The organism is Micromonospora lupini str. Lupac 08 (genome assembly GCF_000297395.2).
Lineage (GTDB): Bacteria > Actinomycetota > Actinomycetes > Mycobacteriales > Micromonosporaceae > Micromonospora > Micromonospora lupini.
The window spans coordinates 314,813-326,173 of sequence record NZ_HF570108.1 but is presented as its reverse complement, the minus strand read 5'-3'; the positions used below and the strand labels follow the sequence as shown (position 1 = coordinate 326,173).

Sequence of the window (11,361 nt, the reverse complement as noted above, 5' to 3'; positions counted from 1 at the left end):
GGCCACCGCGTCGGTCTCCGCGCCGCCGGCCGGCTCGGCCGGATGGACCGCCTCTCCGCCGGTCGAGCGCGCCGACTCCGACCGGCATGTCTCCGGTGCGTCATCCAGCCCGGGCATACGGGCCACCGCCTCGGTCTCGGCACCGCCGGCAGCCTGGCCGTCCTCGACCGACGCGGCACCGCGAGCCGTCGGCACCCCGCACGCTGCCCCGACCACGGCACAGCCGATGTCGGATGCCGCACCACAAAAATCGGGCAGCGCGTGGACGTCGGCTGGTGCGTCGTCGGCCCCGAGCAGCGCATGGACGTCGGCTGGCGCGTCGTCGACCCCGAGCAGCGCCCGAGCCGAGGCGCCGGTCTCGGCCCCACCTGTGGTGCCCGCGCCCGCGCTGCCCAGCTGGCCACCGTCCACCGCCGGTACGCCGTCCACCACCGGCACGCCGACGACCGCCCGTACGCCGTCCACCGCCGGCACGCCGGGGACCGGTGGTACGGACCACCGGACGAGCACGCCGCCGGGCGGCCCTGCCCGGCGGGACGCGCCGACCGGCCTCCACGCCGGGAGGCGCGACGGCGGGACCGATCTGGCAGGCACCGTCTACGGCAGCGGCGAGGGGCCGGGGTTCGCCACGATCGCCCTGCCGGCCAACGCGGCGGTGGAGAATTCCGGCTCGCTGACCGGGCACATTCTTGCCCAGGGCTGGTCCGACACGCCGACCGAGCGATCGCGAAACACCCGGGTGGTGATCGTGCTGATCGCCGCGTTGGGGCTGTTGGTGGCGATCAGCGTGCTGGTCGTCCTGCTCGCGAGCGATGCCATGGACGGCCTGGTGGGCAGCGTGCTCAACGGCTGATCCGACGGCTGGGCGCCCTCGCGGTTCCGTGAGTCCGCCCACTACCGTCGGTCAACCGGCTGGCGGCTTCGCCGAACCGCCGTACACTGGTCGAGATCACTGACCCGGCGCGCGTGGTGCGCGCCCTTGGGCGATCTTGCGGGCGATCCGGCGGCACAGCCGCGGCAGGCCATCGCGAAGATGCGCCCCGCTTGAAAGGCATTTGTTGACCACCTCTGCTGACTCCAGCACCGTTTCGTCCGTTTTCGATTCCGCCCCGGTGGCGATCGACGCAGCCCCGGAGACGTCCGACGTCGTCGCGGTCGAGCCTGGCTCGACCGAGGACACGCCGGCCGAGACCGCCGAGCCGATCGACTTCGCCGGCCTGGGCCTGCCCGAGCCGCTGGTTCGGGCACTGGCGCAACAGGGCATCACCAGCCCGTTCGAGATCCAGCGGGCCACCGTTCCGGACGCGCTCGCCGGCCGGGACGTGCTGGGCCGTGGGCAGACCGGGTCGGGCAAGACGCTCGCCTTCGGTCTGCCGATGATCGCCCGCCTGGCCAACCGCAACCGGGCCCGGCCGATGCGTCCGCGCGCCCTGGTCCTGGTCCCCACCCGGGAGTTGGCCATGCAGGTCAACGACGCCCTGGTGCCGCTGGGCAAGTCCGTCGGTATCTTCCTGAAGACCGCCGTCGGCGGCGTTCCGTACGACCGCCAGATCGACGCGCTCCGGCGTGGCGTGGAGATCATCGTGGCGACCCCGGGCCGGCTCGGCGACCTGATCGAGCGGGGCATCTGCCAGCTCGACGACGTCGAGGTGACGGTGCTCGACGAGGCCGACCAGATGGCCGACATGGGCTTCCTGCCCGAGGTGACCGAGCTGCTGGCGAAGACGCCGGCCAACGGTCAGCGGCTGCTCTTCTCGGCCACCCTCGACGGTGACGTCGACGCGCTGGTCAGGCGGTTCATGAACGACCCGGTGACCCACTCCACCGCGCCGTCCACCGCGTCGGTGTCCACCATGGATCACCACATGCTCCTGATCCCGCCGCACGAGAAGTTCCCGGTGGCCGCCTCGATCGCGGCTCGGGACGGCCGGACCATGGTCTTCGCGCGTACCCAGCTCGGCGTCGACCGGCTCGTCGAGCAGCTCGCGGCGGTCGGCGTCCGGGCCGGCGGGCTGCACGGCGGCAAGACCCAGCGGATGCGGACCAAGACCCTTGCCGAGTTCCGCGAGGGTCGGATGAACGTCCTGGTCGCCACGGACGTGGCGGCCCGGGGCATCCACGTCGACGGTGTCACCCTGGTGCTGCACGTCGACCCGCCGAAGGACCCGAAGGACTACCTGCACCGGGCCGGCCGTACCGCCCGGGCCGGCGAGTCCGGCGCGGTCGCGACGCTGGTGCTGCCCAAGCAGCGCCGTACCACCCTCGCGATGCTGGAGAAGGCCGGCGTGGCGCCGGCCGAGACCCGGGTCCGGCTCGGTGACCCGGTGCTGGGCGAGCTGATCGGTGCCCGGGAGCCCAGCGGCGTCCCGGTGCGCGTCGAGGCGGAGCCGCGCGGCTACGGCGACCGCTCCGGCGGCTCGCGTCGCTTCGACGACCGTTCCGGCGGCCCGCGTCGCTTCGGCGACCGACCGACCGGCGAGCGTCGCTACGGCGACCGTCCGCAGGGCGAGCGCCGCTACGGCGACCGTCCCACCGGCGACCGCCAGTACGGGGACCGGCCCACCGGCGACCGCCGCTACGCCGACCGGGACAGCCGGGGTTACGGCGACCGGCCCACCGGCGAGCGCCGCTACGGCGACCGCCCGCAGTTCGGCGACCGGGATGGCCGGGGCGACCGGCCGACCGGCGAGCGTCGCTTCGGTGACCGGCCGCAGGGCGAGCGCCGCTACGGCGACCGTCCCACCAGCGACCGCCAGTACGGCGACCGTCCGCAGGGCGAGCGCCGCTACGGCGACCGTCCGCAGGGCGAGCGGGCGACCGGCGAGCGTCGCTTCGGCGACCGGCCGCAGGGCGACCGCCAGTACGGTGACCGGCCCACCGGCGAGCGTCGCTTCGGCGACCGACCGCAGGCCGACCGGGGTGACCGGCCGGCCGGTGAGCGGCGTTTCGCCGACCGGGACACCCGGGGTGGTTACCGCTCCGAGGGCCGTGGTCGGGACGACCGGCCGCGCGACGACCGGCAGCGTGACGACCGGCGCGGTTTCGGCGGCCGGCCGCCGGCGCGTACCCACTGACGCACTGACGCACTGATCCACCGGAACGCCGTCGCGGAGCGCATGCTTCGCGGCGGCGTTCGCGCATGCCCTGCCGATGTCGGTCCGGTCGCGTAACGTCCGGCTCATGGCGACCATGGCGAAGTCGATCTTCTGGTCCCGGACGGACACCGCCGGCAGCGAGCAGGCCCTGTTCACCGACGGCGACGGGTTGGCGGCGCGGGGCACGCTGCTCGCCGTGGACCCGATTCCGTTCACCGCCCGCTACCGGCTGACCACCGCGCCCGACTGGAGCACCGCCCGTGTCGAGGTCGAGGCCGAGGGGTCGGGCTGGCTGCGCCGGGTGACGTTGGAGCGGGCCGCGTCCCGGTGGCGGGTGACCACCGCCGAGCAGGGCGACCTGGACGCGGCGCTGACCAGGGCCGGGCATCCACGGTCCGGCCTGCCGGGCACCGACGACCCGGATCGCCTGGCCGAGGCGCAAGACGTCGACCTGAGCGGCTCGCCGCTGTTCAATTCCGTCCCGGTGCGCAGGCTCGGGCTGACCAGTGGGCCGGCCGACATGCCGCGCCGGATCACCGTCGCGTGGGTGCTGCTGCCCGGCCTGGAGGTGGTGCCGGCCGAGCAGATCTACAGCGGGCTCGGGCCGGGCCGGGTGCGGTTCGCCAGCGGCACCTTCACGGCAGACATCGACCTGGACGCCGACGGCTACGTGGTGCGCTATCCCGGCCTGGCGGAGCGCATCGACCCACGCTGACCGAGCCGGTCCGACGCGCCGCCGGGCCGCCGGGCCGACAGCCGACGCCAGGCCCGCAGCGCAGGCCAGAGCCCGCGCGGAGTGACAAGCCGGCCGGGGACGCGCTGCTCAGGCGGGCCAGGCCCGCAGCGCAGGCCAGAGCCCGCGCGGAGAGACAGGCCGGCCGGGGACGCGCTGCTCAGGCGGGCCAGGCGCCGCTGGTCAGGAAGCGCTCGATGGTGGCGGCGTGGGGTGCCAGGTCGAGGCCCTGGGCGGCCACCCAGTCGTCGGAGTAGTACGTGTCGGCGTACCGGTCACCGGCGTCGCAGATCAGGCTGACCACCGAGCCGGTCCGGCCCTCGGCGAGCATCTCGGCGATCAGGCCGAACGCGCCCCACAGGTTGGTGCCGGTGGAGCCGCCCACCCGGCGGCCGAGCACCGCCGAGCCGGCGCGCATCGCGGCCAGTGACGCGGCGTCCGGCACCTGGACCATCCGGTCCACGACCGACGGCAGGAAGGACGCCTCGACCGAGGGCCGGCCGATGCCCTCGATGCGGGAGCCCTTGCCGGTGCGTACCGACCAGTCGGCGGCCAGCCAGGCCGGATAGAAGGCGGAATTGTCCGGGTCGACGACGCAGAGCTTGGTGGACAGGCGGCGGTAGCGGGCGTACCGGCCGATGGTGGCGCTGGTGCCCCCGGTGCCGGCGCCCACGACGACCCACGCCGGGATGGGGTGCCGTTCCAACCCCAGCTGCGCGTAGATCGACTCGGCGATGTTGTTGTTGCCCCGCCAGTCGGTGGCCCGCTCGGCGTACGTGAACTGGTCCATGAAGTGGCCGCCGGAGTCCTCGGCCAGCCAGCGGGCCTCGACCACGACGCTCGCCGGGTCGTCCACGAGGTGGCACCGGCCGCCCTGGAACTCGATCTGCGTGATCTTCTCGGGTGAGGTGGAGGCGGGCATCACGGCGATGAACGGCAGCCCGAGCATCCGGGCGAAGTACGCCTCGGAGACCGCCGTGGAGCCCGAGGACGCCTCGACGATCGTGGTACGCGGCCCGATCCAGCCGTTGCAGAGGCCGTAGAGGAACAGCGAACGGGCCAGCCGGTGCTTCAGCGAGCCGGTCGGGTGTGACGACTCGTCCTTGAGGTAGAGGTCGATTCCCCAGGCCCGGGGCAGTGGGAACGGCAGCAGGTGGGTGTCGGCCGAGCGGTTCGCGTCCGCCTCGACGGCGGCGATCGCCTCGGTCACCCAGCTGCGGCTGGCCTCGTCGCACCGGTCGAGATGAGTCACGCTCGGAAACCTAGCAAGCAGGCCAGCGGTGGTCAGCGCCGGTCCGGCGGCGTCGACCGGCGGTGTTGGCGGCGCTGACCTGCGCGGCCGGCGGCCCGGACGAGCGGAGTCAGCGCGACGGCCAATCCGGGCAGCGCGTCCAGCAGGCGCACCTGCGCTCCCCGCCAGCGGGGCAGGCTGACCACCGGGCGAGGCCGGCGGGCCAGCCGGACGACCCGGGCGGCCACCCGCTGCGGGGTCAGCATCGACCCGGTGAACGAGGCCAGCGCGCCCGGGTCGTCCAGCCGGTCGTGCAGCATCGGGGTCCAGATGCCGTCGGGGCAGAGGCAGGAGACGTGCACCCGCCGGTATCCGGCCATGCGCAGGTCGGACAGGGTGCCGAGGCTGAACGCCAGCAGGGCGTGCTTGCTGGCGGCGTACACCGTCTCGCCCGGTGCGGCGACGAGCCCGGCCAGCGAGACGATGTTCAGGACGTGGCCGTGGCCCTGGCCGCGCATGACCGCCAGCGCGGCGAGCGTGCCGTTCATGGCGCCGTGCGCGTTCACGTCGAGCACGCGGCGGCGGGTCGGCCCGTCGTGCTCCCAGGAGGGGCCGGTGACCAGGATGCCGGCGTTGTTGACCCAGAGGCCGAGGCCGCCTCGACTCGCGGCGGTCGCCGCGATCTCGGCGCAGGCGGCCTCGTCGCGGACGTCCAGCGCGGCCGACCAGCCGCCGAACGGCACCGCGGCTGCCGCCGCCGCGGCGGGGTCGAGGTCGGTGAGCAGCACCGACCAGCCGTCGGCGTGCAGCGCGGCGGCGACGGCGCGGCCCAGGCCGCCTGCGGCCCCGGTCACCACTGCCGCGCCGCGTCCCGGCGAGGTCATCGGCGCACGCTACCGCCGCGGAGCAGACGACACCAGGTGTACGCGGCGGTCAGGCGGGCGACGGACCGACCGGCTGGGGGCGGTTCTCCCACTTGGTGGAGAGGGCGATGGCGGTACGCGTGGAGGCGACCCCGGGGGTCCGGTTCAGCCGCACGATGAGCTGCTCCAGCTCGGCGATCGTGCCGACCCGGGCCTTGAGCAGGAACGACTCGACGCCGGCCATGAAGTAGCAGGACTCGATCTCCGGCAGCACCCGCAGCGACTCGAGCATGTCGTCGGAGTCCGCGCCGGAGTCCTCGACGATGCCGATGAGCGCGGTGACGCCCAGGCCGATCGCCTCGGGTTCCACGTCGGCGCGGTAGCCCCGGACCACGCCGCTGCTCTCCAGCTTGCCGACCCGCTCGTGCACGGCCGGGGCGGAGAGGCCCACCTGTCGGGCCAGCTCGGCGTACGAGAGGCGGGCGTTGCTCCGCAGCAGGTCGACGAGGCTCAGGTCGATGGCGTCCACGGAGAGTGACCTTAACGGGTTGGGCGTAACGCGACGCCTTCGGCATCCGTTGGACAGAACAGTGAGTAACTGTTCATAAACTGACGGTCTAGGTAGGGGTCGCACCAGTACCATTTACTAACTTCCCAGTCAGTGCATTTTTCGCGTTTGGCGGACAGGCCAGGTCCCTGGTGCTGTAATTGCCATACGTCCCTCATGACGGCTCTGGGCTCGCACCAGCCGGGGGCAGTGTGTTCAGCCAGGGGCTTCGTCGACGCGAGGAGGGGGCTGTGGACACTGGAGATCGCCTGCTGACACCGGGTGAGGTCGCCGCGCTGTTTCGGGTGGACCCGAAAACTGTGACGAGATGGGCGGCGGCCGGCCGGATAGGAAGCATCCGGACTCCAGGCGGGCATCGCCGGTTTCGGGAATCCGAGGTGCGGGCCCTGCTTGAGGGGGAGGGCATGCTGGACGAGGTGGATGAGGTCGGAAAGCCACGCAACGTGGGTCCGGCAGCCTCCACCGGGCCGGGTCCGGCCAACGCCGGCATGTACTGAACTGGTGCGGACAACGTCAGGCGGACCGGACACCAGTCCGGTCCGCGTCCCGCTGCGACGATCCACCGGACGGCACGGCAGCACGGGTTGAGCCGACGGCTCAGCTCCGGGCCGCGCCGAGCTGGCCGGACCACCGGCGGAACAGGGTGTGTGGCACGCCGAGCGCGTCCAGCACCTTGCCGGCCACGAAGTCGACGAGTTGCTGCGCGCTGGCTGCCGCGCCCGCGCCGTAGAAGCCCGGGCTGGCCGGCAGCACCACCGCGCCGGCGTCGTGCAACGCGATGAGATGTTCCAGGTGGCTGCGGGTCACCGGGGTCTCCCGGGGCACCACCACCACCGGTCGGCGCTCCTTGAGGTTGACCTCGGCGGCGCGTTGCAGCAGGTCCTTGGAGAGCCCGATCGCGATGCCCGCGCACGCCGCCGTGCTCGCGGGCACCACTGCCATTCCGCGTACCCGGTAGGAGCCGCTGCTGGGCCCGGCCGCCAGGTCGCCCGCCGGCCAGTGCCGTACGTCCGCGTCGGTGAGGTCCCGGTCGAGCCAGGCCGCGAGGTCCTCGGCCCAGTGCGCGTCGCGGAACGACCGGCCGGTCTCGTCGAGCACGGTGAGCCGTGCCGCCCGGGACACGATGAGGTCCACCGGCTCGCCCGCGTCGAGCAGCCCGCCGACGACGGCCGCCGCGTACGGCGTGCCGGAGGCTCCGGAGACCCCGACCACCCATGGTTCCCGCATGCCTCCAGCCTGCCTGGTCGACGTCGCGCGCCGGTGGGCACCCCCGCGATCCGGTCGACGTGAGCCGTCCGAGTTGTCCGGGCGGGCACCTGCCTGTCCCGGCGACCTGACATGCTGCCGGTGGCGATTCGCACCGGGAGCAGATCGCACGGGAGGCAGGGTGACGACCGGCGAGGTCCTCTGGGCGCTGCGCGCCGAGTGCCCGATTCCTGCCCGGCTCTCACCGCACGCGGACCGGGTCCAGCAGTGGCTGCTCGGTCTGCTGCCCGAACTGGGTCTGCCGCTGGACGAGGCCGCGCTGCACCGGTTGGCCCGCGGAGGCTTCGCGCGGTACGCGGGGCGGCTCTACCCGGACGCCAGCGAAGCCGACCTGCGAGTGCTGACCGCCCTCTTCACCTGGTTCTTCCTGGTCGACGACGCCTGCGACGGCCCGCACCGGCTCGACCCGGCGCAGATCCGGGCGCTGCGCGACGGGACGCTGGCACTGCTGCACGGCGGTCCCCGGCTGCGGCACGGCGGCTTGACCGGTCCGCTGCGGCGGCTGCTGGTGCTGGCCTGGCGGGAGCCGCGTCGCCGGATGCCGGCCCGGTGGCGGCTGCGCTTCGCCGACGCGGTGGCCCGGCACCTCGACGGCACCTGGCGGGAGGCGGTCAACAAGGAGACCGCCCGCCGGCCCAGCGTCGGCGAGTACGTCGAGTTGCGGCGCGAGACCTCGGCGGCCGAGGTGTCGTACCCGCTTGTGGAGTTCGTCAGCGGCCGACCGCTGCCCGACCCCGTCTACCACCACCCGCTGCTGCGGCAGGTCGCGCGCACCGGCAACGACCTGCTCTCCTGGTACAACGACATTGCCTCGCTGGACCGGGACCGGGCCACCTCGGGCGGGCACAACCTGGTCCTGGCCACGCAGGCCGAGTGGGGCGTGTCGACGGCGGAGGCGGTCGACCGGGTGGCCGAGCGCTGGCGGGAGTCGATGCGGCAGTTCGAGGCGCTCCGCGCCGCCGTGCCGTCGTTCGGGCCGGCGCTGGACGAGGCGGTCACCGACCATCTCGACGGGGTCGCGTACGCGGTGCGCGGCACCATCGACTGGACGCTGGAGAGCGCCCGCTACCCGACCAACGCCTAGATCTGGCCCTACGGGCGCAGGTCGAGGCGGATCACCAGGTCGAGCAGGGCGAACACGAACAGCGCGATGCCGACGAAGCCGTTGGCCGTGAAGAACGCCCGGTTGACCTTGCTGAGGTCGGTCGGGCTGACCACCAGGTGCTGGTAGGCGAACGCGACAGCGGTGAACGCCAGCCCGATCCACCACAGCCAGCCGAACCCGATGAGCGCGCCGAACCAGATGAACAGCCCGAAGGTCACCACGTGCGCGACTGTGGAGGCGTGCAGAGCGAAGCGCCTGCCGTACCGGGCGGGCACGCTGTGCACGCCGATCTCCTGGTCGATCTCGGAGTCCTGGCAGGCGTAGATGAGGTCGAAGCCGCCGATCCACAGGCCGACCGCCGCGCCGAGCAGCCAGGCCGGACCGGAGCCGTCCAGGGTGCCGGTGACCGCCAGCCAGGCGCCGACCGGGCCGACCGCCTGGGCGATCGCGAGGATGGCGTGCGGCCAGTTGGTGAACCGCTTGCCGTACGGGTAGACGACGAGCGGCACCACGGCGAGCGGCGCGAGCACCAGGCAGAGCGGGTTGAGCAGCGCGGCGGCGACGAGGAAGACCACAAGCGCGACGGCCGCGCCGGTCCAGGCCGTCCGCACGCTCACCGCCCCGGTGACCAGTTCCCGTCCGGCGGTACGCGGGTTCCGCGCGTCGATGCGCCGGTCGAGGATCCGGTTGGCGGCCATCGCGAACGTCCGCGCCCCGACCATCGCCACGGTGATCAGCAGCAGGTCGAGCCACCGCACGTGCCCGCCGTTGACCTGCATGGCGGTCAGGGCCGAGAGGTAGGCGAACGGCAACGCGAACACGGAGTGCTCGATCGCGACGAGCTTGAGGAAGGACTTGACCCGGCCCGGCTTCTCCACCGGTGCGTCGAGGACGGCCATCAGATCCCGTACTCCTTCCAGCGCTTGTCGACCAGGGCCGTGACCTCCGGGGCCATGCTCATCTCCTCCGGCCAACCGCGGGTGTAGCCCTCGGTGGGCAGCTTGCGGGTCGCGTCGACGCCGGCCTTGCCGCCCCAGAACTGCTGGTACGACGAGTGGTCCAGGTGGTCCACCGGCCCCTCGGTGAGCAGCAGGTCGCGGGCGTAGTCGACGTTGCCGAAGGCACGGAAGGCGACCTCGTTGTAGTCGTGCACGTCGCAGTCCTCGTCGACGATCACGATCAACTTGGTGAGCGACATGAGGTGCGCGCCCCAGATCGCGTTCATGACCTTCTGCGCGTGCTTCGGGTAGCGCTTGCGGATCGACACGATCGCGCAGTTGTGGAACACCCCGGCGGCCGGCAGGTCGTAGTCGACGATGTCCGGGATCATCAGCTTGAGCAGCGGCTGGAAGATCCGCTCGGTGGCCTTGCCCAGGCCGTGGTCCTCCTGCGGCGGCTTCGAGGTGACGATCGAGTGGTAGACCGGCTTGCGCTGCATCGTCATCGCCTCGATGTGCAGCACCGGGAACGGCTCGACAGGGGTGTAGTAGCCGGTGTGGTCGCCGAACGGCCCCTCGGGCAGCCGCTCGCCGGGCTCCAGGTAGCCCTCCAGCACGATCTGCGCGTGCGCCGGCACCTGCAACGGGACGGTCAGGCAGTCGACCATCTCCACCCGCTCGCCGCGCAGGAACCCGGCGAACAGGTACTCGTCGATGTCGCCGGGCAGCGGAGCGCTGGCCGCGTACGAGACGACCGGGTCGCAACCGATCGCGACCGCGACCGGCAGGCGCTGCCCGAGCCGCTCGGCGACCGCGTGGTGCGCCGTCGAGTCCTTGTGGATCTGCCAGTGCATGCCCAGGGTGTTGCGGCCGTGCTGCTGGAGCCGGTAGAGGCCCAGGTTGCGCTTGCCGGTCTCCGGGTGCTTGGTGTGGGTCAGCCCGTAGTTGTGGAAGATGCCCCCGTCGTCGGGCCAGACCTGCAACCCCGGCAGCCGGTTCAGGTCGACGTCGTCACCGCGGTAGACGATCTCCTGGCAGGGTGCGGTCTTCACCTTGCGCGGCGGCACCGACTTGAGCTGCATGACCTTGCCGAGGCCCTCGCGGATGCCCGACCAGCCGACCGGCAGCTCCGGCTTGACCAGCGCGCCGATGCGGGCGCCGATCTCGTCCAGCGAGTCGACGCCGAGGGCCATCGCCATCCGCTTCTCGGTGCCGAACAGGTTGATCGCCACCGGCATCTCGCCCCGGGTGGGGTGCTCGAAGAGCAGCGCCGGCCCGCCGGCGCGCACCGTGCGGGTGACCACCTCGCTGATCTCCAGGGTCGGGTCGACGGGGACGTCGACCCGCCGCAGCTCCCCCGCGCGCTCCAGCGCCGCGAGAAAGTCCTTGAGATCGGTGTACGGGAAGCCACGAGCCGCCATGTCGCCCAGTCTCCCGCACCGGCTCCCGCACGGCCCAGGCCGGGTGCTGTGACACTCGCGATGACCCGAGCCGGCGACGGTCGGCGGGTCTAGATCGACTCGGCTTCCAGGAAACCGCGGTATCCCCGGCCGCAGGACACC

At 72.8% G+C, this 11,361-nt stretch carries 12 protein-coding genes; 5 read left to right on the top strand and 7 right to left on the bottom strand.

The window, feature by feature from the left end; genetic code table 11:
• On the bottom strand, nt 1-474 hold a 474-nt coding region (locus MILUP08_RS35750), incomplete at its 3' end, for a hypothetical protein (RefSeq protein ID WP_202805307.1).
• 181 nt (nt 475-655) lie between these two features.
• Between MILUP08_RS35750 and MILUP08_RS02735 the strand changes: the two genes are divergently transcribed.
• The 3 genes from MILUP08_RS02735 to MILUP08_RS02725 all read left to right on the top strand — a co-directional run bounded on the left by MILUP08_RS02735 (nt 656) and on the right by MILUP08_RS02725 (nt 3,810).
• Nucleotides 656-853: a hypothetical protein gene (locus MILUP08_RS02735; RefSeq protein ID WP_083915956.1), complete on the top strand. Its 198-nt coding sequence runs from the start codon at nt 656-658 to the stop codon at nt 851-853.
• Nucleotides 854-1,112: 259 nt separating this feature from the next.
• A complete protein-coding gene (locus tag MILUP08_RS02730) occupies nt 1,113-3,074 on the top strand; it encodes a DEAD/DEAH box helicase (protein ID WP_007454523.1) in 1,962 nt (653 codons plus the stop codon).
• A 115-nt stretch (nt 3,075-3,189) separates the two neighbouring features.
• Complete coding sequence (locus MILUP08_RS02725; RefSeq protein WP_039907186.1) at nt 3,190-3,810, top strand: putative glycolipid-binding domain-containing protein; 621 nt, start codon at nt 3,190-3,192, stop codon at nt 3,808-3,810.
• Between the two features lie 178 nt (nt 3,811-3,988).
• Here the strand turns inward: MILUP08_RS02725 and cds1 are convergent, their stop codons facing one another.
• The 3 genes from cds1 to MILUP08_RS02710 are packed head-to-tail and all read right to left on the bottom strand — an operon-like array spanning nt 3,989 to nt 6,451.
• Complete coding sequence (cds1, locus tag MILUP08_RS02720; RefSeq protein ID WP_007454521.1) at nt 3,989-5,080, bottom strand: L-cysteine desulfhydrase Cds1; 1,092 nt, start codon at nt 5,078-5,080, stop codon at nt 3,989-3,991.
• A gap of 32 nt (nt 5,081-5,112) precedes the next feature.
• Nucleotides 5,113-5,943 (bottom strand): SDR family NAD(P)-dependent oxidoreductase, encoded by an 831-nt coding sequence (locus MILUP08_RS02715; protein WP_007454519.1) that lies wholly within the window; start codon nt 5,941-5,943, stop codon nt 5,113-5,115.
• Between the two features lie 49 nt (nt 5,944-5,992).
• Nucleotides 5,993-6,451: an Lrp/AsnC family transcriptional regulator gene (locus tag MILUP08_RS02710; protein ID WP_007454517.1), complete on the bottom strand. Its 459-nt coding sequence runs from the start codon at nt 6,449-6,451 to the stop codon at nt 5,993-5,995.
• Between the two features lie 269 nt (nt 6,452-6,720).
• Between MILUP08_RS02710 and MILUP08_RS02705 the strand changes: the two genes are divergently transcribed.
• Nucleotides 6,721-6,987: a BldC family transcriptional regulator gene (locus MILUP08_RS02705; protein WP_007454516.1), complete on the top strand. Its 267-nt coding sequence runs from the start codon at nt 6,721-6,723 to the stop codon at nt 6,985-6,987.
• 100 nt (nt 6,988-7,087) lie between these two features.
• Here MILUP08_RS02705 and MILUP08_RS02700 read toward each other — a convergent pair whose 3' ends face one another.
• A complete protein-coding gene (locus MILUP08_RS02700) occupies nt 7,088-7,717 on the bottom strand; it encodes a UbiX family flavin prenyltransferase (protein ID WP_007454514.1) in 630 nt (209 codons plus the stop codon).
• A 160-nt stretch (nt 7,718-7,877) separates the two neighbouring features.
• On the opposite strand from MILUP08_RS02700, the gene MILUP08_RS02695 reads away from it, so the two are divergent.
• Nucleotides 7,878-8,840, top strand: a complete 963-nt coding sequence (locus MILUP08_RS02695; protein ID WP_007454512.1) for a terpene synthase family protein — start codon at nt 7,878-7,880, stop codon at nt 8,838-8,840.
• Between the two features lie 8 nt (nt 8,841-8,848).
• Here the strand turns inward: MILUP08_RS02695 and mqnP are convergent, their stop codons facing one another.
• Nucleotides 8,849-9,760: a menaquinone biosynthesis prenyltransferase MqnP gene (gene mqnP / locus MILUP08_RS02690; protein WP_007454511.1), complete on the bottom strand. Its 912-nt coding sequence runs from the start codon at nt 9,758-9,760 to the stop codon at nt 8,849-8,851.
• Nucleotides 9,760-11,220, bottom strand: a complete 1,461-nt coding sequence (locus MILUP08_RS02685; protein WP_007454510.1) for a menaquinone biosynthesis decarboxylase — start codon at nt 11,218-11,220, stop codon at nt 9,760-9,762. The genes mqnP and MILUP08_RS02685 overlap by 1 nt, the downstream gene beginning before the upstream one ends.
• Between the last annotated feature and the right edge of the window lie 141 nt (nt 11,221-11,361).

Excerpts from the sequence above, each read along its gene's own strand:
- MILUP08_RS02700 (WP_007454514.1), bottom strand. The coding sequence starts at position 7,717 with ATGCGGGAACCATGGGTGGTCGGGGTCTCCGGAGCCTCCGGCACGCCG.
- MILUP08_RS02725 (WP_039907186.1), top strand. The coding sequence starts at position 3,190 with ATGGCGAAGTCGATCTTCTGGTCCCGGACGGACACCGCCGGCAGCGAG.
- MILUP08_RS02715 (WP_007454519.1), bottom strand. The coding sequence starts at position 5,943 with ATGACCTCGCCGGGACGCGGCGCGGCAGTGGTGACCGGGGCCGCAGGC.
- mqnP (WP_007454511.1), bottom strand. The coding sequence starts at position 9,760 with ATGGCCGTCCTCGACGCACCGGTGGAGAAGCCGGGCCGGGTCAAGTCC.
- MILUP08_RS02685 (WP_007454510.1), bottom strand. The coding sequence starts at position 11,220 with ATGGCGGCTCGTGGCTTCCCGTACACCGATCTCAAGGACTTTCTCGCG.